Origin of the sequence: Blastochloris viridis (assembly GCF_001402875.1) — a bacterium.
Classification (GTDB): domain Bacteria; phylum Pseudomonadota; class Alphaproteobacteria; order Rhizobiales; family Xanthobacteraceae; genus Blastochloris; species Blastochloris viridis.
This window is the reverse complement of record NZ_CP012946.1, coordinates 1,497,440-1,522,615: the sequence shown is the minus strand read 5'-3', so window position 1 is coordinate 1,522,615 and position 25,176 is coordinate 1,497,440. Positions and strand designations below refer to the sequence as shown.

General features: G+C 64.4%; 33 protein-coding genes and 1 pseudogene. 1 reads left to right on the top strand and 33 read right to left on the bottom strand.

Annotation, left to right across the window (positions count from 1 at the left end):
• Positions 1-39 precede the first annotated feature (39 nt).
• Positions 40-510, top strand: a complete 471-nt coding sequence (locus tag BVIR_RS06810) for a hypothetical protein (RefSeq protein ID WP_055037019.1) — start codon at positions 40-42, stop codon at positions 508-510.
• A 423-nt stretch (positions 511-933) separates the two neighbouring features.
• On the opposite strand, the gene rplQ is transcribed toward BVIR_RS06810, so the two are convergent.
• The 33 genes and pseudogenes from rplQ to rpoC form a co-directional block, all read right to left on the bottom strand.
• A complete protein-coding gene (gene rplQ, locus BVIR_RS06805; RefSeq protein WP_055037018.1) occupies positions 934-1,341 on the bottom strand; it encodes a 50S ribosomal protein L17 in 408 nt (135 codons plus the stop codon).
• Between the two features lie 58 nt (positions 1,342-1,399).
• Positions 1,400-2,416, bottom strand: a complete 1,017-nt coding sequence (locus BVIR_RS06800; RefSeq protein ID WP_055037017.1) for a DNA-directed RNA polymerase subunit alpha — start codon at positions 2,414-2,416, stop codon at positions 1,400-1,402.
• A 92-nt stretch (positions 2,417-2,508) separates the two neighbouring features.
• A complete protein-coding gene (gene rpsK / locus BVIR_RS06795) occupies positions 2,509-2,901 on the bottom strand; it encodes a 30S ribosomal protein S11 (RefSeq protein ID WP_055037016.1) in 393 nt (130 codons plus the stop codon).
• A gap of 178 nt (positions 2,902-3,079) precedes the next feature.
• Complete coding sequence (gene rpsM, locus BVIR_RS06790; protein ID WP_055037015.1) at positions 3,080-3,448, bottom strand: 30S ribosomal protein S13; 369 nt, start codon at positions 3,446-3,448, stop codon at positions 3,080-3,082.
• Between the two features lie 272 nt (positions 3,449-3,720).
• A pseudogene (locus tag BVIR_RS06785) lies at positions 3,721-4,293 on the bottom strand (adenylate kinase); the annotation flags it as partial.
• Positions 4,290-5,621, bottom strand: coding sequence for a preprotein translocase subunit SecY (gene secY / locus BVIR_RS06780; RefSeq protein WP_055037013.1), 1,332 nt, complete (start codon positions 5,619-5,621; stop codon positions 4,290-4,292). The pseudogene BVIR_RS06785 and the gene secY, both read right to left, overlap by 4 nt.
• Before the next feature lie 53 nt (positions 5,622-5,674).
• On the bottom strand, positions 5,675-6,160 hold the full coding sequence (gene rplO / locus BVIR_RS06775; RefSeq protein ID WP_055037012.1) for a 50S ribosomal protein L15: 486 nt from the start codon (positions 6,158-6,160) through the stop codon (positions 5,675-5,677).
• 23 nt (positions 6,161-6,183) lie between these two features.
• Positions 6,184-6,381 carry a 50S ribosomal protein L30 gene (gene rpmD, locus BVIR_RS06770; protein ID WP_055037011.1) on the bottom strand — a complete coding sequence of 66 codons (198 nt, stop codon included), beginning with the start codon at positions 6,379-6,381 and terminating at the stop codon, positions 6,184-6,186.
• Between the two features lie 29 nt (positions 6,382-6,410).
• On the bottom strand, positions 6,411-6,974 hold the full coding sequence (rpsE, locus tag BVIR_RS06765; protein WP_055037010.1) for a 30S ribosomal protein S5: 564 nt from the start codon (positions 6,972-6,974) through the stop codon (positions 6,411-6,413).
• A gap of 40 nt (positions 6,975-7,014) precedes the next feature.
• Positions 7,015-7,377 (bottom strand): 50S ribosomal protein L18, encoded by a 363-nt coding sequence (rplR, locus tag BVIR_RS06760; RefSeq protein ID WP_055037009.1) that lies wholly within the window; start codon positions 7,375-7,377, stop codon positions 7,015-7,017.
• A 12-nt stretch (positions 7,378-7,389) separates the two neighbouring features.
• Entirely contained in the window at positions 7,390-7,923 is a 534-nt protein-coding gene (rplF, locus tag BVIR_RS06755; protein ID WP_055037008.1) for a 50S ribosomal protein L6, read from the bottom strand.
• Positions 7,924-7,941: 18 nt separating this feature from the next.
• The gene (gene rpsH, locus BVIR_RS06750; RefSeq protein ID WP_055037007.1) at positions 7,942-8,337 is read right to left on the bottom strand and encodes a 30S ribosomal protein S8; all 396 of its coding nucleotides are present in this window, start codon (positions 8,335-8,337) and stop codon (positions 7,942-7,944) included.
• A 14-nt stretch (positions 8,338-8,351) separates the two neighbouring features.
• A complete protein-coding gene (gene rpsN / locus BVIR_RS06745) occupies positions 8,352-8,657 on the bottom strand; it encodes a 30S ribosomal protein S14 (RefSeq protein ID WP_055037006.1) in 306 nt (101 codons plus the stop codon).
• A 35-nt stretch (positions 8,658-8,692) separates the two neighbouring features.
• The gene (rplE, locus tag BVIR_RS06740) at positions 8,693-9,367 is read right to left on the bottom strand and encodes a 50S ribosomal protein L5 (protein ID WP_082416788.1); all 675 of its coding nucleotides are present in this window, start codon (positions 9,365-9,367) and stop codon (positions 8,693-8,695) included.
• On the bottom strand, positions 9,360-9,677 hold the full coding sequence (gene rplX / locus BVIR_RS06735; protein ID WP_055037005.1) for a 50S ribosomal protein L24: 318 nt from the start codon (positions 9,675-9,677) through the stop codon (positions 9,360-9,362). Before rplX ends, rplE begins: the two co-directional genes overlap by 8 nt.
• Positions 9,677-10,045, bottom strand: a complete 369-nt coding sequence (rplN, locus tag BVIR_RS06730; RefSeq protein ID WP_055037004.1) for a 50S ribosomal protein L14 — start codon at positions 10,043-10,045, stop codon at positions 9,677-9,679. The genes rplX and rplN overlap by 1 nt, the downstream gene beginning before the upstream one ends.
• Before the next feature lie 79 nt (positions 10,046-10,124).
• Complete coding sequence (rpsQ, locus tag BVIR_RS06725) at positions 10,125-10,364, bottom strand: 30S ribosomal protein S17 (RefSeq protein ID WP_055037003.1); 240 nt, start codon at positions 10,362-10,364, stop codon at positions 10,125-10,127.
• A gap of 10 nt (positions 10,365-10,374) precedes the next feature.
• Positions 10,375-10,581: a 50S ribosomal protein L29 gene (gene rpmC / locus BVIR_RS06720; RefSeq protein ID WP_055037002.1), complete on the bottom strand. Its 207-nt coding sequence runs from the start codon at positions 10,579-10,581 to the stop codon at positions 10,375-10,377.
• Between the two features lie 10 nt (positions 10,582-10,591).
• The gene (gene rplP, locus BVIR_RS06715) at positions 10,592-11,005 is read right to left on the bottom strand and encodes a 50S ribosomal protein L16 (protein WP_055037001.1); all 414 of its coding nucleotides are present in this window, start codon (positions 11,003-11,005) and stop codon (positions 10,592-10,594) included.
• A gap of 24 nt (positions 11,006-11,029) precedes the next feature.
• Positions 11,030-11,737: a 30S ribosomal protein S3 gene (rpsC, locus tag BVIR_RS06710; protein WP_055037000.1), complete on the bottom strand. Its 708-nt coding sequence runs from the start codon at positions 11,735-11,737 to the stop codon at positions 11,030-11,032.
• Positions 11,738-11,753: 16 nt separating this feature from the next.
• Positions 11,754-12,140 carry a 50S ribosomal protein L22 gene (rplV, locus tag BVIR_RS06705; RefSeq protein ID WP_055036999.1) on the bottom strand — a complete coding sequence of 129 codons (387 nt, stop codon included), beginning with the start codon at positions 12,138-12,140 and terminating at the stop codon, positions 11,754-11,756.
• Positions 12,141-12,152: 12 nt separating this feature from the next.
• A complete protein-coding gene (rpsS, locus tag BVIR_RS06700) occupies positions 12,153-12,431 on the bottom strand; it encodes a 30S ribosomal protein S19 (protein WP_055036998.1) in 279 nt (92 codons plus the stop codon).
• Positions 12,432-12,440: 9 nt separating this feature from the next.
• The gene (gene rplB, locus BVIR_RS06695) at positions 12,441-13,277 is read right to left on the bottom strand and encodes a 50S ribosomal protein L2 (protein ID WP_055036997.1); all 837 of its coding nucleotides are present in this window, start codon (positions 13,275-13,277) and stop codon (positions 12,441-12,443) included.
• Between the two features lie 19 nt (positions 13,278-13,296).
• Positions 13,297-13,593, bottom strand: coding sequence for a 50S ribosomal protein L23 (locus tag BVIR_RS06690; protein ID WP_055036996.1), 297 nt, complete (start codon positions 13,591-13,593; stop codon positions 13,297-13,299).
• Complete coding sequence (gene rplD / locus BVIR_RS06685; protein ID WP_055036995.1) at positions 13,590-14,210, bottom strand: 50S ribosomal protein L4; 621 nt, start codon at positions 14,208-14,210, stop codon at positions 13,590-13,592. The genes BVIR_RS06690 and rplD overlap by 4 nt, the downstream gene beginning before the upstream one ends.
• Positions 14,210-14,923: a 50S ribosomal protein L3 gene (rplC, locus tag BVIR_RS06680; RefSeq protein WP_055036994.1), complete on the bottom strand. Its 714-nt coding sequence runs from the start codon at positions 14,921-14,923 to the stop codon at positions 14,210-14,212. Before rplC ends, rplD begins: the two co-directional genes overlap by 1 nt.
• 22 nt (positions 14,924-14,945) lie before the next feature.
• A complete protein-coding gene (gene rpsJ, locus BVIR_RS06675) occupies positions 14,946-15,254 on the bottom strand; it encodes a 30S ribosomal protein S10 (RefSeq protein ID WP_055036993.1) in 309 nt (102 codons plus the stop codon).
• Positions 15,255-15,329: 75 nt separating this feature from the next.
• Positions 15,330-16,520 (bottom strand): elongation factor Tu, encoded by a 1,191-nt coding sequence (tuf, locus tag BVIR_RS06670; protein ID WP_055036992.1) that lies wholly within the window; start codon positions 16,518-16,520, stop codon positions 15,330-15,332.
• Positions 16,521-16,573: 53 nt separating this feature from the next.
• Entirely contained in the window at positions 16,574-18,649 is a 2,076-nt protein-coding gene (fusA, locus tag BVIR_RS06665; protein WP_055036991.1) for an elongation factor G, read from the bottom strand.
• Positions 18,650-18,682: 33 nt separating this feature from the next.
• Positions 18,683-19,153, bottom strand: a complete 471-nt coding sequence (gene rpsG, locus BVIR_RS06660; protein ID WP_055036990.1) for a 30S ribosomal protein S7 — start codon at positions 19,151-19,153, stop codon at positions 18,683-18,685.
• Between the two features lie 11 nt (positions 19,154-19,164).
• On the bottom strand, positions 19,165-19,536 hold the full coding sequence (gene rpsL, locus BVIR_RS06655) for a 30S ribosomal protein S12 (RefSeq protein ID WP_055036989.1): 372 nt from the start codon (positions 19,534-19,536) through the stop codon (positions 19,165-19,167).
• A gap of 739 nt (positions 19,537-20,275) precedes the next feature.
• A complete protein-coding gene (locus BVIR_RS06650) occupies positions 20,276-20,686 on the bottom strand; it encodes a hypothetical protein (protein ID WP_055036988.1) in 411 nt (136 codons plus the stop codon).
• A 281-nt stretch (positions 20,687-20,967) separates the two neighbouring features.
• A complete protein-coding gene (gene rpoC / locus BVIR_RS06645; protein ID WP_055036987.1) occupies positions 20,968-25,161 on the bottom strand; it encodes a DNA-directed RNA polymerase subunit beta' in 4,194 nt (1,397 codons plus the stop codon).
• Between the last annotated feature and the right edge of the window lie 15 nt (positions 25,162-25,176).

Sequence of the window (25,176 nt, the reverse complement as noted above, 5' to 3'; positions counted from 1 at the left end):
TTTCGTCTTGTGACAACTCGAACCAGACCAGGTGACGATATGACCAAGACATCTTCGAGCCTCCGGACCAGCCCGATATTCGCGGTTGCAGCGCTGGCGGTGTGGTCAGCCTCGGCGCTCGCGGCCGATCCCACTCCCGACATCAAGGGCAAATGGGTCGGAAAGACCCATACCATCGTCGCCGGCAGCGGCGGACATTGGCCGACCAGCAGCGGGACCTTCGAGAAGCCGGCCTTTCACGAAAAAGACTTGGTGTTCAACGTCACCGGCCAGGACGGCCGCCGCTTCTGGGGGGTGACGACCATCTCGAACCGCGACGAGAAGACCGACGAGCCCTTCATCGGTGAACTCACCGGCCGCGGCAACAAGACCCTGGTGATTGCCGACACCGACGGCTACCTCAACGGCCAACTCGACGACAACGACACCGTCTCGTTCTGCTATTCGCACGCCGGCGGCAAGACCAACTCCACCGTCATCAGCTGCTCGGAGGTCAAACGGGCGCCCTAGAGCATTTTCCGCACAAGTGGGTTCCGGTTGTGCGAAAGAAAATGCGATATCTCAAAGACATATACCCGCGGCCCTGAAGGCTGAGCTTTTTTCGGCCTCATGGTGAGGAGGCTGCGACGCAGCCGACCCGAAGCATGGGGCCGACCTCGGCTCTTGAGTCCACTCATCCTTCGAGGCGCCCGCTGTCGCGGGCCCTCAGGATGAGGCGATCTGGCGTCGGTGGAAGGCCAAGCTCAACGGCCGCCGGCATGAATTCGGCTCGCTGCCGCCACCCGCGTGGCGCGGGCAAGCGGCCGCGCAGTGGCGGGCACCGAGGTCGCGCCAAACAGCCCCAAAACGAAAAGAGGCAGCCGAAGCCGCCTCATCATTGAGTAACGTGAGGTTTCACCGATCACGTCGTGATCGGGAAACCGCCCGCAAACGTCACGCCGCAGCGGCCTCGACCGGACCGGAGTCCTTGCCCTTCGCGGTGACGTCACGGTCGACGAACTCGATCACCGCCACCGGGGCGCAGTCGCCGAAGCGATAGCCCGCCTTCACGATACGGCAATAACCGCCGTTGCGGCCCGCGTAACGCGGCCCGAGAACGTCGAACAGCTTCTTCACCATCGCGACGTCGCGGATCTGGGCGATGGCCTGACGGCGGGCGTGCAGATCGCCGCGCTTGCCGAGCGTCACCAGCTTTTCGACCACCGGACGAAGGTCTTTGGCCTTCGGCAGCGTCGTCAGGATCTGCTCGTGCTTGATCAGGGCCGCCGCCATATTGGCGAACATCGCCTTGCGGTGCTCAACTGTCCGGCTGAAGCGCCGGCCGGCCTTGCCGTGGTTCATGATGCTCTCGACCGGCGCCGCGGTCGTCCCTCGTGCCCGGCGAACCGGGGCCTATGGCTCAATAATGATCTTCGAAACGCTTGGCGAGATCGTCGATGTTCTCGGGCGGCCAGCCGGGCACTTCCATGCCCAGGTGCAGGCCCATCGCCGCCAGCACTTCCTTGATTTCGTTCAGCGACTTGCGTCCGAAGTTCGGGGTGCGGAGCATTTCCGCCTCGGTCTTCTGGATCAAATCGCCGATATAGACGATGTTGTCGTTCTTCAGGCAGTTCGCCGACCGCACCGACAGTTCGAGTTCGTCGACCTTCTTGAGCAGAGCCGGATTGAACGGCAGCTCCTGAATGGCCGGCGTCTCGACCGCCCGCTTGGGCTCCTCGAAATTCACGAAGATGTCGAGCTGGTCCTGCAGGATGCGCGCGGCGTAGGCCAGCGCATCGTCAGGCGACAGCGCGCCATTGGTCTCGACCGTCATCGTCAGCTTGTCGTAGTCGAGAATCTGGCCCTCGCGGGTGTTCTCGATGCGGTACGACACCTTCTTGACCGGCGAATAGAGGCTGTCGACCGGAATGAGCCCGATCGGGGCATCCTCCGGCCGGTTGCGATCGGCGGCAACATAGCCCTTGCCGGTGGCAACCGTGAACTCCATGCGGATCTCGGCGCCCTCGTCCAGCGTGCACAGCACCAGATCCGGATTGAGGATATTGATGTCGCCAACCGTCTGGATGTCGCCCGCCGTGACCACGCCCGGCCCCGACTTGCGCACCACCATGCGTTTCGGCCCGTCGCCCTGCATCTTGATGGCGACGTCCTTGATGTTGAGCACGATGTCGGTGACGTCCTCGCGGACACCGGGGATCGACGAGAACTCGTGCAGCACGCCGTCGATGTGGACGCTGGTCACCGCCGCACCCTGCAGCGACGACAGCAGCACCCGGCGCAGCGCATTGCCGAGCGTGGTGCCGAAACCGCGTTCCAGCGGCTCGGCAATCACGGTCGCGATACGGCGCGGGTCCGTTCCCGGCTGCACCTGCAGCTTCTCGGGCTTGATCAGCTCTTGCCAGTTCTTATGGATCACGGGGTCTCACCCTTCAGGTGGGCGGCGGGCCGGCGACCGGCCCTCGGGCTGGGGGGAACGCGCCAAATCAACGCGCAGAACGCGCACGAGGGTCAGACGCGGCGCCGCTTGCGCGGCCGGCAACCATTGTGCGGGATCGCCGTCACGTCGCGGATCGAGGTCACGGTGAACCCCGCGGCCTGCAGCGCGCGCAGCGCCGACTCGCGGCCGGAGCCCGGCCCCGCCACCTCGACCTCCAGCGTGCGCATGCCGTGTTCGGCGGCCTTGCGGGCGCAATCCTCGGCGGCGACCTGGGCCGCGTAAGGGGTCGACTTGCGGGAGCCCTTGAACCCCATCTGACCGGCCGACGACCACGCAATGGTGTTGCCCTGGGCATCGGTGATGGTGATCATGGTGTTGTTGAACGAGGCGTTCACGTGCGCCACGCCCGAGGCGATGTTCTTGCGTTCGCGGCGACGGACGCGACCGGTAGCTTCTTTAGCCATTAGCTCTGATCCTTCAGGCGCGCCCGTCGTTCCAGGCGCTCGGGACTATCGTTGTTGAGTCGCGGCCGGGCCTGTCCCCCGCCACCTCGTTCCATTCGACGTGCCGACGCGGCACGAACGTTCCGGGCGAGCGACGCTCGCCCAGGCCGTACCGAGCGCGGCCCAGCCGCGCCCGACATCACTTCCGCTTGCCGGCGATCGGCTTCGCGGGACCCTTGCGGGTGCGCGCATTGGTGTGGGTGCGCTGACCGCGCACCGGCAGACCGCGGCGGTGACGGAGGCCGCGATAGCAGCCGAGATCCATCAGACGCTTGATGTTGAGCTGCACGTCACGGCGCAGATCGCCCTCGACCATGTAGTCACGGTCGATGGTCTCGCGGATCTGGAGCACTTCCTGATCGGTGAGCTGGTTGACCCGCCGCTCGGCCGGAATGCCCACCTTTTCGGTGATTTCCGAGGCCTTCTTCGCCCCGATGCCGTGGATGTACTGCAGCGCGATGATGACGCGCTTGTTGGTCGGAATATTGACGCCTGCGATGCGGGCCACGGTTGTTCTCTCCTGCGGCGGCCTAGCGGCCGGTCTCATGGGTCTCAGGCGACCGAAGCGGACCGACGAAACGGGTACGCGGCACCCGGCCCTCCTCGGAAGACCCGGCGCCGTCGTGATTGTTCGCCGGGTCATACTGTCAGTTGCGAGGTCCGTCAACCTCTTACCGGGCAAACCGCCCCTATCGGCGTGCGCCGGTAGGGAAAATTCACCCAGAGCGTGGCCTCAGCCCGCCGGCCGTCCATCCCGGACGGTCGTCAGGCGGCAACGCCGAGCACGCGGTCGATCGATTCGGTGACCTGGTCGATCGTCTGCATGCCGTCGACCTCTTTGAGGAGGCCCGTCTTGCGATAATGCTCCGACAGCGGCGCGGTCTGAGCCTTGTAGGCGTCGAGCCGCTTGGCCAGCGCCTCCGGATTGTCGTCGGCGCGAACCGCCTCGCCGCGCGCCGTCATTTCGGCAACACGGGTCTCGATTCGCTTCACCAGCGCCGAATGGTCGACCACAAGTTCGACCACGCCGTCGAGCTTGAGCCCCTTCTCGGTCAGCATCGCCCCCAGCGCCTCGGCCTGACCCGGCGTGCGCGGGAAGCCGTCGAGCACGAACCCCTTGGCGCAGTCCGGCTGGTCGATACGGTCGGCGACGATCGCCACCACCACCTCGTCCGGAACCAGCTCGCCGCGGGCCATGATGTCCTTGGCCTTCAGACCGACCGGCGTGGCCGCTGCCACCGCGGCCCGCAGCATATCCCCCGTCGACAACTGAACGATGCCGTGCCGTGTCGTCAGGCGTTGTGCTTGCGTGCCCTTTCCCGCCCCCGGCGGCCCCAGCAGCACCAGCCTCATCGACGTCTCCCCTTCAGATTCGCCTTCTTAATCAGGTCTCCGTACTGGTGGGCATAGAGATGTCCCTGGACCTGGGAGACCGTATCCATCGTCACCGTCACCACGATCAGGATCGACGTGCCGCCGAGATAGAATGGCACCGCCGCGTACGAGATCAGGATCTCGGGGATGACGCACACCAGCGAGATATAGAGCGCGCCGAGCACCGTGATGCGGGTCAGGACGTAATCGATATATTCCGCCGTCCGCTCACCCGGCCGGATGCCGGGGATGAAGCCGCCGTACTTCTTCAGGTTGTCCGCAGTCTCCTGCGGATTGAACACGATGGCCGTGTAGAAGAACGTGAAGAACACGATCATCGACACATACAGCACCATGAACAGCGGCTGGCCATGGCCGAGCAGCGACGTGATCGTGGTCAGCCAGCCCCCGCCCTGCCCGGCGCTGAAATTGGCAGCCGTGGTCGGCAGCAGCAGCAGCGAGGAGGCAAAGATCGGCGGAATGACGCCAGCGGTATTGATCTTCAGCGGCAGGTGCGAGGATTGCCCCTCGAACATCCGGTTGCCGACCTGGCGCTTCGGGTACTGGATCAGCAGCCGGCGCTGCGCCCGCTCCATGAACACCACGAAGCCGACCACCACCGCCGCCATCACCAGCAGGATCAGGATCACCGCGGTCGAAATCGCGCCTTGGCGGCCGAGTTCGAGCGTGCCGGCAATGCCCGACGGCAACTCCGCCACGATGCCGGCAAAGATGATCAGCGACACACCGTTGCCGACGCCGCGCGCGGTGATCTGCTCACCGAGCCACAGCAGGAACATGGTGGCACCGACCAGCGTGATGGTGGTCGAGATCAGGAAGAACAGGCCGGGCTCCGACACCACGTTGCCCGAGCCCTGCAATCCAACCGCAATGCCCCACGCCTGGAACGACGCCAGCACCACGGTGAGATACCGGGTGTACTGGTTGAGCTGCTTGCGGCCCTGCTCGCCTTCCTTCTTAAGCGCTTCCAGCGTCGGCGACACCGACGTCATCAACTGAATGATGATCGACGCTGAGATGTACGGCATGATGTTGAGGGCGAAGATGGCCATACGGCCAACCGCTCCGCCCGCAAACATGTTGAACAGGCCAAGGATTCCGCTCTGCTGCTGCTTGAACAAGTCAGCGAGCGCCTGCGGATCGATGCCCGGCAGCGGAATATGCGTGCCGAGCCGATAGACCACCAGCGCGGCAAGCGTGAACCAGATACGCCGCTTCAGCTCTTCGGCCTTGCCGAGAGCGGAGAAATTCAAGTTCGCTGCGAGCTGTTCCGCCGCCGACACCATGACCCGTGCTCCTGCTCTCTGCTCGTCTCAGTTGACGCGCGGAAGCTCGAAGTTCAAGCCGTCTCAGCGGCAGCTGACGGCTTCTCGATCACCGTGACCGAGCCGCCGAGCGCCTCGACCGCGGCCTTTGCCGACGCCGTGGCGTGATCGACGACCAGATCGACCTTGGTGGTGATCTCGCCGGTGCCAAGCAGCCGGACGCCGTCCTTGACGCGACGCAACACCCCGGCCGAAACCAGCGCCTCGACCGTCACCGGCTGGCTGACGTCGAGCTTGCCGGCCGTCAGCGCGCGCTGCAGCCGCTCGAGCGTCAGCTCGTTGAAGTCGAGCCGGAAGATGTTGTTGAAGCCACGCTTCGGCAGACGCCGATGCAGCGGCATCTGGCCGCCCTCGAAGCCTTTGATGCGCACGCCCGAACGCGCGGTCTGGCCCTTGCCGCCGCGACCGCCGGTCTTGCCCATGCCGGAGCCGATGCCGCGGCCGATACGGAGCCGCGACTTGCGCGAGCCTTCGTTGTCTTTGATTTCGTTGAGCTTCATCGCTTGATCTCCGCTCGCGCGCTTCAAGCGCCGTTAACGACACGCACGAGGTGCGCGACCTTGTCGATCATACCGCGCACGGACGGAGTATCCGGCAACGTGCTGCGGCGCCCGATCTTGTTGAGGCCGAGGCCGATCAGCGTGGCGCGCTGATCCTGCCGGCGCCGGATCGGGCTGCCGGTCTGCTCGACCGTTACGGTGTTCTCCGCGGAACTGGCCATGGGGCGACTCCGTTCGTCCTGTTCTTCGCTCAGTCGGTCGCTTCGGCGTCGACGTCACGGCGACGGCTTTGCAGCGCCGACACCTTGAGACCGCGCCGCGCCGCCACCGAGCGCGGATTGTCCTGGTGCTTCAGGGCGTCGAAAGTCGCCCGCACCATGTTGTAGGGATTCGACGAACCCATCGACTTGGCCACAACGTCGGCCATGCCCAAGGTCTCGAACACCGCGCGCATCGGGCCGCCGGCGATGATGCCGGTACCGGCCGGGGCAGCGCGCAGCAGCACACGTCCGGCGCCGTGATGGCCGGCAATGTCGTGATGCAGCGTGCGGCCTTCGCGCAGCGGCACCCGGATCATGCCCCGCTTGGCCGACTCGGTGGCCTTGCGGATCGCCTCCGGCACTTCGCGCGCCTTGCCATGGCCGAAGCCGACCCGGCCCTTCTGATCGCCAACCACCACCAGCGCGGCGAAGCCGAACCGACGGCCGCCCTTCACCACCTTGGCGACGCGATTGATGTGGACGAGCTTGTCGACGAAGCCGCTGTCGCGATCTTCGCGCTCACGGTCCCGGTCGCGCTGACGCTCTCTCGCCATTTCTTCTATCTCCTCGGGACGTCCCGTCCGCTAAGATCCGTCAGAACTCCAGGCCACCCTCGCGGGCCGCGTCGGCGAGCGCCTTCACGCGCCCATGATAGAGGTAGCCGCCGCGGTCGAACACGACCTGCTTCACGCCCTTTGCGACGGCGCGCTCGGCCAACACCTTGCCGATGGTCTTCGCCGCCTCAACGTTGGCGCCGGTCTTCAACGTGCCGCGCAGGTCCTTCTCCAGCGAGGACGCCGAGCAGACCGTCACGCCCTTGGTGTCATCAATGACCTGGGCGTAGATATGAAGACCCGAGCGATGCACGGACAGCCGCAAACGCCCGTTCGCCGCTGCCTTGAGGGCGCGGCGCACGCGGTGGACGCGCCGGGCCGTAACGACAGAATTCTTGGCCATCTCAGCGCCCCATTACTTCTTCTTGCCTTCCTTGCGGAAGATGAACTCGCCAGCGTACCGAACGCCCTTGCCCTTGTAAGGCTCCGGCGGACGGAACTCGCGGATCTCGGCCGAAACCTGCCCGACCTTCTGCTTGTCGATGCCGGACACCACGATCTCGGTCGGCTTCGGCGTCGCGATCTGGATCCCGTCCGGGATCGGAAAGAGCACGTCGTGCGAATAGCCGAGCGCGAGCTGCAGATTCTTGCCCTGCACCGCCGCGCGATAGCCGACGCCGGTGATCTCGAGCTTGTCTTCGTAGCCCTTGGTGACGCCAACCACCAGGTTGTTCACCAGGGTGCGGGACAGGCCCCACATCGCGCGATGGCGCTGCGTTTCGGCGCGGGGCGTAACCTTGATCTCGCCGCCGTCGAGTGCAACCGCAACCTCGCCGACCAGCACAACCGAAAGCTCGCCCTTCGGGCCCTTCACCTTGACGGTCTGGCCATTGACCGAAGCGGTCACGCCGCTCGGCACCACGACCGCCTTTTTACCAATTCGAGACATGTTAAATCCCTCCCCCGCTTAGAACACGGTGCAGAGGATTTCGCCGCCGACGTTCTGCGAGCGCGCCTCGTGATCCGCCATCACGCCCTTCGGCGTTGAGACGATCGCAACGCCGAGCCCGTTCATAACGTGCGGCAGCTTGTCGACAGACGCATAGACACGCCGGCCCGGCTTCGACACACGGTCGATGCTCTTGATCACCGGCAGTCCGTCGAAATACTTCAGCTCGACCTCGAACTCGGTGCGGCCGGAGGCGTGCTCCGTCGTGGTGTAACCGCGGATGAAGCCTTCCGACTTCAACACTTCCAGCACGCGGCCGCGCAATTTCGAACCCGGCGTGGAAACCGAGTTGCGCCGCCGAAGCTGGGCATTGCGGATGCGGGTGATCATGTCCCCGATCGGATCGTTGAGCATTTACGCGACCCTCCTCACCAGGACGACTTGACGAGGCCGGGGATCAGCCCCTGCGAACCGAGCTCGCGCAGCGCCACGCGGCTCATCTTGAGCTTGCGGTAGTTGGCGCGCGGGCGGCCGGTAACCTCGCAGCGGTTCCGGATGCGGGTCTTGGACGAGTTGCGCGGCAGCTCGGCCAGCTTCAGCCGGGCGGCAAAGCGCTCCTCGATCGGCAGCGACTTGTCGTCGGCCGTCGCCTTCAGCTTGGCGCGCCGAACCGCATACTGCTCAACCAGCTTGCGGCGAAATTTGTTCTTCTCGATGGCACTGGTCTTGGCCATGTGTCACTCCGTGTTCCGCGTCTGAGACGCTCGTCTCACTGCCGGAAGGGGAAATTGAAGTGGCGCAGCAGCGCGCGCGCCTCGTCGTCGGTGCGCGCGGTGGTGCAGACGACAATGTCGAGACCCCAAATCTGCTCGACCTTATCGTAGTTGATCTCCGGGAACACGATGTGCTCCTTGAGACCGAGCGCATAGTTGCCGCGCCCATCAAAGCTCTTCGGCGACAGGCCGCGGAAGTCACGCACGCGGGGCAGCGCCATGTTCACGAGCCGGTCCAGAAACTCGTACATGCGCGCCTTGCGCAGCGTGACCTTGGCACCGATGGCCTGGCCCTCGCGCAGCTTGAACGTCGCGATCGACTTGCGCGCATTGGTGATGACCGGCTTCTGACCGGCGATCAGCGCGAGATCGGCCGCCGCGTTCTCGACCTTCTTGCGGTCCGCAGTGCCCTCGCCCACGCCCATGTTGAGCACGATCTTTTCGATCACCGGCACTTCGAACCGGTTCTTGTACCCAAACTCTTCGATCAGCTTCGGACGAACCACCTCGTCGAAGAAAATCCGCAGGCGCGCCGGCGGCACGGCGATCTCCACGCCGCCAGCCGGCTTCGCCTTCGGCGTAGCCTTGGCTTCCTTGGCGCCCTTGCCAGCGCCAGCCTTGTCCTTCTTCGGCGCCTGCACGGCACCGGTCTTCGGATTCTTATCAGCCATCGATCCGTTCTCCCGACCGCTTGGCGATCCGCACCTTGCGACCGTCATCGAGCACCTGGAAACCGACGCGGCTCGGCTTGCCATCCTTAGGGTCGGCGACCGCGAGATTGGACAGCTGGATCGGCGCCTCCTTGGAGATGATGCCGCCCTGCTGCGTCTGGGTCTGCCGCTGGTGGCGCTTGACGATGTTGACGCCGCGCACCAAAGCCCGTCCCTCGGTGGGACGAACCTCGATCACCTCGCCGCTGCGGCCCTTGTCGCGGCCGGTCAGCACGACAACCTTGTCGCCCTTGCGAATTTTCGCCGCCATCACAGCACCTCCGGGGCGAGCGAGATGATCTTCATATGGTTCTTCGCCCGAAGCTCGCGCGGCACCGGTCCAAAGATACGGGTGCCGATCGGCTCTTTCTGGTTGTTGATCAGCACGGCCGCATTGCGGTCGAACCGGATCACCGATCCGTCAGGCCGACGGATATCCTTCGCCGTGCGGACGACGACCGCCTTCATCACGTCGCCCTTCTTGACGCGACCGCGCGGGATCGCCTCCTTGACCGACACCACAATGATGTCGCCGACATGGGCGTACTTGCGCTTCGAGCCGCCCAGCACCTTGATGCACATGACACGGCGCGCGCCGGAATTGTCCGCCACGTCGAGATTGGTCTGCATCTGAATCATGACGCACCGTCCTCTCGCGGTCGCGCGACACTCTCATGGTGCCTCGCGGGGATTCAAATTTATTCGACGGACGATTCCGTCACTTGCTCTCGTTTTCGACCACGATCCAGCGCTTCAGCTTCGAGATCGGGGAGTGCTCCTGGATGGAGACGGTATCACCGACCTTGAACTTGTTCGCCTCGTCGTGGGCGTGAAACTTCTTCGACCGCCGGACGGTCTTCTTCAGCACCGGATGGGTAAAGCGCCGCTCGACACGAACCACGACGGTCTTGTCCTGCTTGTCGCTCACCACGGTGCCTTCCAGCACGCGCTTCGGCATAGTCGTCTCCTCAACCCTTGGCCGGCGCAGCGGCGCGCTTTTCGGCGGCGATGGTCTTCAGCCGCGCGATATCGCGGCGCACGGCGCGCACGCGCGCGGTATTTTCGAGCTGTCCCGTCGCCCGCTGAAAGCGCAGATTGAACTGCTCCTTCTTGAGCTTCAGGACCTCGTCTGCGATCTGGTCGGGCGTCATCACCCGCACGTCGGACGCCTTCACGGCAACCTCCTCACTCGGCGATGCGCGCCACGAAGCGCGTCTTGATCGGCAGCTTCGCAGCCGCCAGGGTCAGCGCTTCGCGCGCCAGTTCGTTCGACACGCCGTCGATCTCGAACAGGATGCGGCCGGGCTTCACCCGAACCACCCACAATTCGGGAGCGCCCTTGCCGGAGCCCATGCGGACTTCGGCCGGCTTCTTCGACACCGGCACGTCCGGAAACACTCGGATCCAGACGCGCCCGGCGCGCTTCATGTGGCGCGTCATCGCGCGGCGGGCCGCTTCGATCTGACGCGCGGTGACACGCTCCGGCTCCATCGCCTTCAGGCCGAACTGGCCGAAATTGAGCGAGGTCCCGGCGGTGGCGACACCGTGAATGCGGCCCTTGTGGGCCTTGCGAAATTTCGTTCGGTTGGGCTGCAGCATGGCTCGCCGTCCGTTTCCCTATCTTCAGACCGCCTGGTCGCGACGCGAGCGACCAGAGGACGGCTCGGCTTCCGCCAGGCGCTTGTCCTGCGCCATCGGGTCGTGCTCGAGGATCTCGCCCTTGAAGATCCACACCTTCACGCCGCAGGTGCCGTAGGTCGTGAACGCCGTGGCCTGACCGTAGTCGATATCCGCGCGCAGCGTGTGCAGCGGCACGCGACCTTCGCGATACCACTCCATGCGCGCGATCTCGGCACCGCCAAGACGCCCCGAGCAGTTGATACGAATGCCCTCGGCGCCCAGACGCATCGCCGACTGAACGGCGCGCTTCATGGCCCGGCGGAACGCCACGCGGCGCTCCAGCTGCTGGGCGATCGACTCGGCCACCAGCTTGGCATCGACCTCCGGCTTGCGGTTCTCGACGATATTCAGAACCACTTCCGATTTCGTCAGCGCACCGATGCGCTTACGCAGCTTGTCGATGTCGGCGCCCTTCTTGCCGATCACCACGCCCGGACGAGCCGAGTGGATGGTGACGCGGCACTTCTTGTGCGGACGCTCGATGATGATGCGCGACACCGCGGCCTGCTTCAGCTCCTTCTGGAGCTGACGCCGGATTTCCATATCCTCATGGAGCAGCTTGCCGTACTCGCCCTTTGTGGCGAACCAGCGGCTGTCCCAGGTCCGGTTGATGCCGAGCCGAAGCCCGATCGGATTGACCTTCTGACCCATGTTGCTCTCCGGCCTCTCACTCGGAGGCAGCCGCCTCGACCTGGCGGACGACGATGGTGATATTCGAAAACGCCCGCAAAATCCGTCCGACACGACCACGGCCACGCGGAACGAACCGCTTGATGACCATCGACTTGCCGACGTGGGCGTCGGCGACGATCAGATCATCGACGTCCAGATTGTGATTGTTCTCCGCATTGGCGATAGCCGATTCCAAGCACTTGCGAACGTCTTTTGCGATGCGCTTCTTCGAAAATTCGAGGTCGGCCAGCGCGCTCGCAACCTTCTTGCCGCGGATCAGGCCCGCAACCAGGTTGAGCTTCTGCGGGCTGACGCGCAGATTGCGCGCCTGGGCCATCGCCTCGCTATCTTTAAGTGTGCGCTCGCGCGCCGGCTTACCCATGACGACCTCGCCTCACTTCCGCTTGGCTTTCTTGTCGGCCGCGTGGCCGTGGAATGTCCGGGTCGGCGAGAACTCGCCGAACTTATGCCCGACCATGTCCTCGCTCACGTACACCGGAACGTGCTTGTTGCCGTTATAGACGCCGAAGGTGAGGCCGACGAACTGCGGCAGGATCGTGGAGCGGCGGCTCCAGATCTTGATCACCTCGGCGCGGCCCGAGCCGCGCGCAGCTTCTGCCTTCTTGAGCAGAAAGCCGTCGACGAACGGGCCCTTCCAGACCGAACGCGCCATCGCCAATCCTCACTTCTTCTTGCGAGCGTGACGGCTCGACACGATAAACTTGTCGGTCCGCTTGTTGCTGCGCGTCTTTTTGCCCTTGGTCGGGAAGCCCCACGGCGTCACCGGATGACGGCCACCCGAGGTACGGCCTTCACCACCGCCGTGCGGATGATCGATCGGGTTCATCGTCACGCCGCGGTTGTGCGGGCGGAACCCGAGCCACCGCGAGCGTCCGGCCTTGCCGCTCGAGACGTTCATGTGATCGGCGTTGGACACCGCACCGACCGTCGCGTAGCAGGCACCCGAGACCAAGCGCTGCTCACCGGAGTTGAGACGCAGGATGACGTAACCCTGGTCGCGACCGACGATCTGCGCGTAGGTGCCGGCCGAGCGCGCAATCTGCCCGCCCTTGCCCGCCTTCATCTCGACATTGTGCACGATCGTGCCGACCGGCGCCGAGCTGAGCGGCATGGCGTTGCCCGGCTTCACGTCGACCTGACGGCCAGCGATCACGGCGTCGCCCGGCGACAGCCGCTGCGGCGCCAGAATGTAGCTGAGCGTGCCGTCCTCGTACCGGATCAGCGCGATGAACGCCGACCGGTTGGGATCGTACTCGAGCCGCTCAACCGTCGCCGGCATATCGCGCTTCAACCGCTTGAAGTCGACCAAGCGGTAGGATTGCTTGTGGCCGCCGCCGCGGAAACGGACCGTGATCCGCCCCATATTGTTGCGGCCGCCGCTGGACGACTTGCCGACCGTCAGCGCCTTGACCGGCTTGCCCTTCCACAGCGTCGACCGGTCGACCAGCACCAACTGGCGCTGCGACGGCGTGACGGGCTTAAATGTCTTCAAAGCCATTTTCAGTCTCCCCGTCGCCTCACAGGCCCGTCGTCACGTCGATCTTGTGGCCCTCGGCGAGGGTCACGATCGCCCGCTTGACGTCGGACTGTTCGCCGATCCGGCCACGGAACCGCTTGACCTTGCCCTTGCGGACCAAGGTGTTGACGGCCTCGACCTTGACCTCGAACAGCTTCTCCACCGCTTCCTTGATCTGCGGCTTCGTCGCGGTCCGGGCGACCTTGAACACCACTTGATTGTTCTCGGACGCCATCGTCGCCTTTTCGGTGATCACCGGAGAGACGATGACATCATAGAGGCGCGGGTCGATGCTCATTTGAATCGCGCCTCCAGCGCCTCAACGGCAGCGCGGGTCAGCACCAGCTTTTCGCGCCGCAGAATGTCGTAGACGTTGATGCCCTGCACCGGCAGCACGTCCAGGTTCGGCAGGTTGCGCGCGGCGAGGCCGAAATTCGTGTTCACCTCGGCCCCGTCGATCACCAGCGCGTTGGCCAGACCGAGCTTCGACAGACGCTCGCTCAGCGCCTTGGTCTTCGGCTCGGACAGGCTCAGCGCGTCGAGAACGATGATCGCCTCGCTCTTCGCCTTGGTCGACAGCGCATGCTTGAGACCCAGCACGCGCACCTTCTTCGGAAGATCGATGGCGTACGAGCGCACCAGCGGGCCGAACGCGCGACCGCCGCCACGGAACTGCGGCACGCGGGCCGAGCCGTGACGAGCACCGCCGGTGCCCTTCTGCTTATAGATCTTCTTGGTGGTCCGGTTGATTTCCGCCCGGTTCTTCACCTTGTGCGTGCCAGCCTGCCGCTTGGCAAGCTGCCACGTCACCATGCGGTGCAGGATGTCCGCACGCGGCTCCAGGCCGAAAATGTCGTCGGACAGCGTGACCGAACCGGCCTCGGCGCCGTCGAGCGTCTTGACCTTGATTTCCATCACGCGCTCTCCCCGCTCTCGGCAACGCCGCCATTGCTCGGCAGACGGAACTTGCCGGGCTTAGGCGCATCCTGCGGCAGCTTACGCTTCACCGCATCGCGCACCGTGATCCAGCCACCGGCGACGCCGGGAACCGCACCCTCGACCAGGATCAGACCGCGCGCGACATCCGTCTGCACGACCCGAAGGTTCTGGGTGGTCACCGTCGTGGCGCCCATGTGACCGGGCATCCGCTTGTTCTTGAACGTCTTGCCAGGGTCCTGACGACCGCCGGTCGAGCCGATCGAGCGGTGCGAAACCGACACGCCGTGCGTTGCACGCAGGCCGCCGAAATTGTGCCGCTTCATGCCGCCGGCGAAACCTTTACCCGTCGAGGTACCGGTCACGTCGACAAACTGGCCCACCACGAAATGGTCGACCGTGATCTCGGCACCAACCGGGATCAGACCGTCCTCTTCAACGGCGAATTCGGCAAGCTTGCGCTTGGGCTCGACATTCGCAACCGCGAAGTGCCCACGCTCAGCCTTGCTGACGTTCTTCACCTTCGCCTTGCCGACGCCAAGCTGCAGCGCGACATAGCCGTTCCGTTCGGCGGTGCGATGAGCAACCACCTGGCAATTTTCGACTCGCAGCACCGTGACCGGCACATGCTCACCGCCGTCTGTAAAGACGCGGGTCATGCCGACCTTCTGGGCGATGACTCCGGAGCGCATAGCCCTCTTCCTTCCTGTCGCCTCAGAGCTTGATCTCGACATCGACGCCGGCCGCAAGGTCGAGCTTCATAAGCGCATCGACCGTCTGCGGTGTCGGATCGACGATGTCGAGGACACGCTTGTGGGTACGGATCTCAAATTGCTCGCGGCTCTTCTTGTCGATGTGCGGCGAGCGGTTCACGGTGAACTTCTCGATCCGCGTCGGCAGCGGGATCGGACCCCGCACCTGCGCGCCCGTCCGCTTCGCCGTGTTGACGATCTCGCGCGTCGAGGCGTCGAGAATTCGGTGATCGAACGCCTTCAGGCGGATCCGAATGTTCTGACCGTTCATCGTTCTTGCTTTCGTTCGCGAGACCGGTGCAGACGGCGCGCCACGCAAAGCGTGACGCGCCGCGCTGCGTGACACTTACTCGATGATGCTGGCAACGACGCCGGCGCCAACCGTGCGGCCACCTTCGCGAATGGCGAAGCGGAGCTTCTCTTCCATCGCGATCGGCACGATCAGGTGGACTTCCATCGAGACGTTGTCGCCAGGCATCACCATCTCAGTGCCTTCCGGCAGATGGACGACACCGGTCACGTCGGTCGTACGGAAATAGAACTGCGGACGATAGTTCGTGAAGAACGGCGTGTGACGACCGCCTTCCTCCTTGGTGAGGATGTACGCCTCAGCCTTGAACTTGGTGTGCGGCTTCACGGAGCCCGGCTTGCACAGCACCTGGCCGCGCTCGACGTCCTCGCGCTTGGTGCCACGCAGCAGGCAACCGACGTTGTCGCCAGCCTCGCCCTGATCGAGCAGCTTGCGGAACATCTCGACGCCGGTAACCGTCGTCTTGGTGGTCGGACGGATGCCGACGATCTCGACTTCCTCGCCCACCTTGACAACGCCGCGCTCGATACGACCGGTCACCACGGTGCCGCGGCCGGAGATCGAGAACACGTCTTCCACCGGCATCAGGAACGGCTGATCCTTGGGACGCTCCGGCTGCGGAATGTAGGCGTCGACCGCCTCCATCAGCTTCAGGATCGCCTCATGGCCGATCTCCGGGCTCTTGTCTTCAAGCGCCATCAGCGCCGAGCCCTTGACGATCGGAATGTCGTCGCCGGGGAAGTCGTACTTCGACAAAAGTTCGCGAACCTCGAGCTCGACGAGGTCGAGCAGCTCGGGGTCGTCGACCATGTCGACCTTGTTCATGAACACCACCAGCGCCGGCACGCCGACCTGACGGGCGAGCAGGATGTGCTCGCGGGTCTGCGGCATCGGGCCGTCAGCGGCGGAGACCACCAAGATAGCGCCGTCCATCTGCGCCGCGCCGGTGATCATGTTCTTCACATAGTCGGCGTGCCCGGGGCAGTCGACGTGCGCGTAGTGGCGCTTGGCGGTCTGATACTCGACGTGAGCGGTCGAGATCGTGATGCCGCGCGCCTTCTCTTCCGGCGCCTTGTCGATCTGGTCGTAGGCAGTAAAGCTCGCGCCACCCGTCTCGGCGAGCACCTTCGTGATCGCAGCGGTCAGAGAGGTCTTGCCATGGTCGACGTGACCGATGGTGCCGATATTGCAGTGCGGCTTATTCCGCTGAAATTTTTCCTTCGCCATCGCTCGTAATCTCCGTCGATGTCAGCCTGTCGTACGGTCCATCCGGCTGGGTCTTAAGCAAACTTGGCCTGGACTTCCTGGGCCACGTTCGAGGGTACTTGTTCGTAGTGATCGAATTGCATGGTGAACGTCGCACGGCCCTGGCTCATCGAGCGCAAGGTGTTGACGTACCCGAACATGTTGGCGAGCGGCACCATCGCATTGATGACGACCGCGTTGCCGCGCATGTCCTGGCCTTGAATCTGGCCGCGCCGTGAATTCAGGTCGCCGATGACGGAGCCGGTGTAATCCTCCGGCGTCACCACCTCGACCTTCATGATCGGCTCGAGCAGAACCGAGACCCCCTTCTGAAGCCCCTCGCGCAATGCTGCGCGTGAGGCGATTTCGAACGCCAACGCCGAGGAATCGACCTCGTGATAGGCGCCATCAACCAGCTGGACCTTGAGGTCCACCACCGGGAAGCCGGCGACGACGCCGGATCCAAGCACGGACTGCAGGCCCTTTTCGACGCCCGGCAGGTATTCCTTCGGAACCGAGCCACCAACGACCTTCGATTCGAACTCGAAGCCCTTGCCCGGCTCGTTCGGCTCGCACACCAGCTTGACGCGGGCGAACTGCCCAGTGCCGCCGGTCTGCTTCTTATGCGTGTAGTCGATCGTGGTCGCCCGCGTGATCCGCTCGCGATATGCCACCTGCGGCGCACCGATATTCGCGTCGACCTTGTAGGTGCGGCGCAGAATGTCGACCTTGATGTCGAGGTGCAGCTCGCCCATCCCCTTGAGGATGGTCTGGCCGGACTCCTGATCGGTCGACACGCGGAAGGACGGATCCTCCGCTGCCAGCTTCTGCAGCGCTACGCCGAGCTTTTCCTGGTCGGCCTTGGACTTCGGCTCGATCGCGATCTCGATGACCGGATCGGGGAACTCCATCTTCTCCAGGATCACCGGCTTCAGAGGATCGCACAGCGTGTCGCCGGTGCGAGCGTCCTTCAGGCCGGCCAGCGCGACGATGTCGCCAGCAAAGGCTTCCTTGATGTCCTCGCGCGAGTTCGCATGCATCAGCAGCATGCGGCCAACACGCTCGCGCTTCTCCTTGATCGAGTTGAGAAGCTGCATGCCGCTCTCGAGCTTGCCCGAGTAGATGCGGCAGAAGGTGATGGTGCCGACGAACGGGTCGTCCATGATCTTGAACGCGAGCACGGAGGTCGGCTCGTCGTCGGACGGATTGCGGACAACCTCTTCCTCGTTGCGCGGGTCGGTACCGCCGATGGCACCGCGATCGAGCGGCGACGGCAGAAAATCGACCACCGCATCGAGCAGCGGCTGCACGCCCTTGTTCTTGAACGCCGAGCCGCACAGCACCGGGTTGAACGTCCGGGTGACCACGGCTTTGCGCACCAGACGCTTCAACGTCGCCTCGTCGGGCTCGACGCCCTCGAGGTAGGCGCTCATCACCTCGTCGTCGAGATCGACCGCAGCCTCGATCAGCTTGGTACGATATTCGGCCGCCTTGTCGGCGAGATCGGCCGGAATGTCGTCCTCGCGATACTTCGCGCCGAGCGCCTCGTCGTCCCAAATGATGGCGCGCATGCGGATGAGGTCGATCACGCCGCGGAAATTGCTTTCCGAGCCGATCGGCAGCTGCAGGCACACCGGCTTGCCGGCGACGCGTGTCACGATGTCGTCGACGCACTTGAAGAAGTCAGCGCCGATCTTGTCCATCTTGTTGACGAACACGACGCGCGGCACGTTGTACTTGTCGGCCTGGCGCCACACCGTCTCGGTCTGCGGCTCGACGCCCTGGTTGCCGTCGAGAACGCACACCGCACCATCGAGCACGCGCAACGACCGCTCGACCTCGATGGTGAAGTCGACGTGACCTGGCGTGTCGATGATGTTCAGACGCTTGCCATTCCAGAAGCAGGTCGTCGCGGCGGACGTGATGGTGATGCCGCGCTCTTGCTCCTGCTCCATCCAATCCATCGTCGCGGCGCCGTCGTGCACCTCGCCGATCTTATGGCTCTTCCCGGAGTAATAGAGGATCCGCTCCGTGGTCGTCGTCTTCCCGGCATCAATGTGGGCCATGATGCCGAAATTGCGGTAGTCCTCGATCGGATGGCTACGGGGCATGAGAATGTCCTCGACGGGCGCGCGCGACCAGCGTCACCAACGATAGTGAGAGAAGGCGCGGTTCGCTTCCGCCATCTTGTGGGTGTCTTCGCGCTTCTTAACCGCGTTGCCGCGATTGTTGGAAGCATCGAGCAACTCGGCCGACAAGCGGTCGATCATTGTCTTTTCGTTGCGGTTGCGCGAAGCGCCGATGATCCAGCGGAACGCCAGAGTCTGGCGACGCTCCGGCCGAACCTCGACCGGCACCTGATAGGTGGCACCGCCGACGCGCCGCGACCGCACTTCGATCGCAGGCATCACGTTTTCGAGCGCCTGCTGAAACACGCCGAGCGCGTTCGCCTTGGCGCGTCCTTCGATCACATCGAAGGCGCCATAGACGATCTGCTCGGCAACCGACTTCTTGCCCTGCTTCATGATCGAATTCATGAAGCGCGAAACGACGACATTCCCGAACTTAGGATCGGGAAGGACTTCGCGGCGCTCGGCACGATGACGACGGGACATCGTTGGCTCCCTTACTTCGGCCGCTTGGCGCCGTACTTCGAACGGCGCTGCTTGCGATTCTTGACGCCCTGGGTGTCGAGCACACCGCGCAGGATGTGGTAGCGCACGCCCGGCAAGTCCTTCACGCGGCCGCCACGGATCATCACCACCGAGTGCTCTTGGAGGTTATGACCTTCGCCCGGGATATACCCGATCACCTCGAAGTGGTTGGTGAGGCGAACCTTCGCGACCTTGCGGAGGGCCGAATTCGGCTTCTTCGGCGTGGTCGTGTAGACGCGCGTGCAGACCCCGCGTTTCTGCGGGCTGCCCTCCAGATGGCGGGCCTTTTCGCGATAGACGCTCGCCACGCGGGGCTTGCGGATCAGCTGGTTGATCGTCGGCATGGTTCGCCTTCGGACCCTTTTGTTTCGTCTCTCGACCGAACTCACCCGCGACGGCGGGTGTCATACCCGCAATCGCGAAACGGCCGCCCATGTTCGAACAGCCCAAACGCCGTAAACGCCGCCCGCCATTTGGCGGAGAGCGTTTCGCTGCAAAAGAGGACCGCAGCAGAAATTCCACTGCGTTCATGCAACCTGGGGCTTGCGCCTGGTTTCAGCTTTCGCCGGCTACTGCGACAGCGTCTCGGATCCCTGCGTCCACGCTAGGCGCGCGGATCGGGCGGAACCGACCGCCTGTCGAAAGTCCGGCGTTTCTAGAAGCTGTGCTGCGAGGCGTCAAGCCTGAAAACGCTTGGAAACCATCCCGGTCGGACGATCGATGCATTCCGCCGCCATTTCAGGTGGTATTTACTCACGCCCCAGGTGCACGGCAGCTATGCCCGCCTCGCCTTAAGCCGCCTTTGGGTGCCTTCACCGCGCCAAACCGGCCGGAATTTCCCGCGAAACGGTTAATTTTGCGCCAACTCACCGCTGCATTTGGAAACGATTCTTTCCTGAGACGGAATCGTCACCGTTGCGACCAAAGCCCGCACGGAGGGGGAATCGCGGCCTCGCCGGTCACAATGACCCCCGCCAATGCTGATCGGCGCCGCTAACCCTCGTGCCGGATGATTCGAAATGCGCAGATGATTCGAAGAAAATCCCGGCGCAGACGCAACGTTCCGATTCGAAGCAGGTGCTTTCACTGCAGCCGGTGCTGACGGGCGATCAGCTTCCTGACGTTATAGACCGCGACCGTCGAGTCGTTGACGCGGCGATAATCCAGGCAAATCTCGTTCTCCTTCGGCCGATCGAACCGACGGCAGAACTGATTTCCGCGAACGGTCCAGATTCCATTGATTCGCGTCTTCTTATCGCCGCGAACCAGCTCGTAGACGCTGGTACCGTCCGCCCTGTGGGTGACGATGGCGCGCGCGCCGTCCGGCGCCACCGACTCCAGCCGGACGCCGACCGCAAAAGTCTGGATTTCCGTCGCAGTCATCGCCGTACCCGGCAGCGACGCCTTGCGGACGCCCTCCGCGGCCATCGCCCCTGCCCCGGACAGCGCCGCCACCATCCCAGTGACGACCAGCCCCAACATCAGCCGCACCATCGCCCAGCCCTCCACAGCGTGCCCACCAACCCGCAGCGTCTCGCCGTGACGGAAGCGTAAGCACTCTCGCGGCTGCGGCCAAGTCGCCCCGGCCAAGTCGACCTCGGCCAGGTCCTGGCGGGGCCGGGACGGTCGGCGGTAGCGGCGCCGGCACGCCTTGGCTCGGCCAGCGTCCGAAACGCGAACGGCCGCCCGAGGGCGGCCGTTCCAGTCTTGTCAGCGCTGTCGGTCGGAACGGCCGCGGCCTATGCGGCTCGGCGACGCGATCCGCCCCAGCCGGCTTACTCCGCCACCGGCAGGCTTGCCGGCGGCTCGGCCCGCACCGCCGACGCTTCCTTCTCGCGCTCGGTCTGGATCAGATCGTCGCGGCGGATGGCGACCTCGCGCAGGCGGGTCATCACCGCGCCGGTACCGGCCGGGATCAGCCGGCCGACGATGACGTTCTCCTTCAGGCCGTAGAGGTCGTCGACCTTGCCGGCGACCGCCGCCTCGGTGAGCACGCGCGTGGTCTCCTGGAACGAGGCCGCGGAGATGAACGAGCGGGTCTGCAGCGAGGCCTTGGTGATGCCGAGCAGAACCGGGCGCCCGGTTGCCGGCTTCTTGCCCTCGTTGGCTGCCTTGGCGTTCTCTTCCTCCAGCTCGACGATGTCGACCTGCTCGCCCTGGATCAGATCGGTCTCGCCGGCGTCGTCGATCTCGACCTTTTGCAGCATCTGGCGAACGATCACCTCGATGTGCTTGTCGTTGATGCTCACGCCCTGCAGCCGGTAGACCTCCTGGATCTCGTTGACCAGATAGGCCGCGAGTTCCTCGACGCCCTTGATCGCCAGGATGTCGTGCGGCGCCGGGTTGCCGTCGACGATGAAGTCGCCCTGCTCGACGATGTCGCCGTCCTGAAGGTGGATGTGCTTGCCCTTCGGGATCAGGTACTCGATCGGATCGAGCTCGGGATCGTTCGGCTCGATGGAGAGCCGACGCTTGTTCTTGTAGTCGCGGCCGAAGCGGATCGTGCCGGAGATCTCGGCGATGATCGCCGCGTCCTTCGGCCGACGCGCTTCAAACAGCTCGGCGACGCGCGGCAGACCGCCTGTGATGTCGCGGGTCTTGGCGCTTTCGAGCGGCACGCGGGCCAGCACGTCGCCGGCCTGCACCTTGGCGCCCGGATCGACCGCGATGATCGAGTCCGGAATCAGGGTGTAGCGGGCGTCGCTGCCGCGCGGCAGCTTGGCGATCTTGCCGTCCTTGCCCTTGACCACGATGGCCGGCCGCAGCTCGGAGCCGCGGTTGCCACCGCGCCAGTCGGCGACCAGGCGCTTGGCGATACCGGTCGACTCGTCGAGCGTCTCCGCCATCGACTGGCCTTCGACCAGATCCTCGAACGCCACCGTGCCGTCGGCCTCGGTGAGCACAGGCCGAGTATAGGGGTCCCACTCCGCGATACGGCTGCCGCGCTTGATCTTCTGGTCCTCGTCGACCTTCAGGCGCGCGCCATACTGGATGCGGTGCACCGCCCGCTCCGTGCCGTCGGTGTCGACGATGACGATCGACACGTTGCGGCCGGTGGTGATCAGCTCGCCCTCGGAGTTCCGCGCCACGGCTTTGTTGCGGAACTTCACCGTGCCATCGAAGTTCGACTCGATGAAGGACTGCTCGTTGATCTGCGCCGCGCCGCCGATGTGGAACGTGCGCATGGTGAGCTGGGTGCCCGGCTCGCCGATCGACTGGGCCGCGATGACGCCCACCGCCTCGCCCATGTTGACGGGCGTGCCGCGCGCAAGGTCGCGACCGTAGCAGGTGCCGCACACGCCGGTCTTGGCCTCGCAGGTCAGAACCGAGCGGATCTTGACCTCCTGGACGTTGGCCGCGATCAGCTTCTCGACCTCCGGCTCCTCGATCAGCGTGCCGCGCGGGATGATCACCTCGCCGGTCGCCGCGTCAACCACGTCGTCGGCCGTGGTGCGGCCGAGCACGCGGCTGGCCAGCGACGCCACCACCTGTCCGGCGTCGATGATCGCCCGCACCTTGATGCCGTTGTTGGTGCCGCAGTCGACCTCGTTGATGATGCAGTCCTGCGCCACGTCGACCAGACGGCGGGTGAGATACCCCGAGTTGGCGGTCTTGAGCGCGGTATCGGCGAGCCCCTTACGAGCGCCATGCGTCGAGTTGAAGTACTCGAGCACGGAGAGCCCCTCCTTGAAGTTGGAGATGATCGGGCTCTCGATGATCTCGCCCGACGGCTTCGCCATCAGGCCGCGCATGCCGGCAAGCTGCTTCATCTGCGCCGGCGAACCACGGGCGCCGGAATGGGCCATCATGTAGATCGAGTTGATCTGCGCCTCGCGCCCGGTCAGCTCGTCGAACTTCGCCGACTGGATCTCCCGCATCATCTCTTCGGCGATGCGGTCGGTGCACTTGGCCCAGGCGTCGACCACCTTGTTGTATTTCTCGCCCTGAGTGATCAGGCCGTCATTGTACTGCTGCTCGTACTCTTTGACCGCCGCGCGGGATTCCTCGACGATCGACCACTTCTTGGCCGGCACCACCATGTCGTCCTTGCCGAACGAAATGCCGGCGCGGAATGCATGGTAGAAGCCAAGCGCCATGATGCGGTCGCAGAAGATCACCGTCTCCTTCTGGCCGCAGTGGCGGTAGACCGTATCGATGGCGCCTGAAATCTCCTTCTTCGTCATCAACTTGTTGACGACGTCGAACGGAGTCTTCGCGCTCTTCGGCAGCAGCGCGCCGAGCAGCATGCGTCCGGGCGTGGTTTCGACGATCCGGGTGCTTTCGACGCCGTTCTCGTCGATGAAGGGCACACGGCCCTTCACCTTGGCGTGCAATGTCACCGCCTTGGCGGCGAGCGCGTGCTCGATCTCGCCGATGTTGGCGAACGCCATGCCCTGCCCGGGCTCGTTGTCACGCATCAGGCTCAGATAATAGAGTCCGAGCACGATGTCCTGGCTCGGCACGATGATCGGCGAGCCGTTGGCCGGGTGCAGGATGTTGTTGGTCGACATCATCAGCACGCGGGCTTCGAGCTGGGCTTCCAGCGACAGCGGCACGTGCACCGCCATCTGGTCGCCGTCGAAGTCGGCGTTGAAGGCCGAGCACACCAGCGGGTGAAGCTGGATCGCCTTGCCTTCGATCAGCGTCGGCTCAAATGCCTGAATGCCGAGACGGTGCAGCGTCGGCGCGCGGTTGAGCAGCACCGGGTGCTCGCGGATCACCTCGTCCAGGATATCCCAGACTTCGGGCCGCTCCTTCTCGACCATCTTCTTGGCCTGCTTGACGGTCGCCGACAGACCCTTGGCGTCGAGCCGCGAATAGATGAACGGCTTGAACAGCTCGAGCGCCATCTTCTTCGGCAGGCCGCATTGGTGCAGCTTCAGCTCGGGACCGACCACGATCACCGAACGGCCGGAATAGTCGACGCGCTTGCCGAGCAGGTTCTGGCGGAAGCGGCCCTGCTTGCCCTTCAGCATGTCGCTGAGCGACTTCAGCGGCCGCTTGTTGGCGCCGGTGATGACGCGGCCGCGGCGGCCGTTGTCGAACAGCGCGTCGACCGCCTCCTGCAACATCCGCTTCTCGTTGCGGATGATGATGTCCGGCGCCTTCAGCTCGATCAGCCGCTTCAAGCGGTTGTTGCGGTTGATGACGCGGCGGTAGAGGTCGTTGAGGTCGGAGGTCGCGAAGCGACCGCCGTCGAGCGGCACCAGCGGCCGGAGATCCGGCGGGATCACCGGCACCACGGTGAGGATCATCCATTCCGGCTTGTTGCCGGACTCAATGAACGACTCGATCAGCTTCAGCCGCTTGGCGAGCTTCTTCGGCTTCAGTTCGGAGGTGGTCTCCTGGATCTCCTGGCGGATATCGACCGTCAGCTTCTCCAGGTCGAGCGCCTTCAGCATCTCGCGGATGGCTTCTGCGCCGATCATGGCTGTGAAGGAGTCCTCGCCGAACTCCTCCTGGGCGCGCAGGTAGTCCTCCTCCGACAGGAGCTGACGCTCCTTCAGGGTGGTGATGCCCGGCTCGATGACGACATAGTACTCGAAGTACAGGATGCGCTCGAGATCCTTGAGCGTCATGTCCATCAGCATGCCGATGCGGCTCGGCAGCGACTTCAGGAACCAGATGTGCGCCACCGGAGCTGCAAGCTCGATGTGGCCCATGCGCTCGCGCCGCACCCGCGACAGCGTCACCTCGACGCCGCACTTTTCGCAGATGATGCCCTTGTATTTCATGCGCTTGTACTTGCCGCACAAGCACTCGTAGTCCTTGATCGGCCCGAAGATGCGCGCGCAGAACAGGCCGTCGCGCTCGGGCTTGAAGGTCCGGTAGTTGATTGTCTCCGGCTTTTTGATCTCGCCATAAGACCAGGACAGAATCTTCTCAGGGCTGGCGATCGAAATCCGAATTTGGTCGAAAGTCGGCGCCGGCGTCTGCGGGCCGAACAGGTTCAAGACCTCTTGGTTCATCACCGTCTCCTTGCG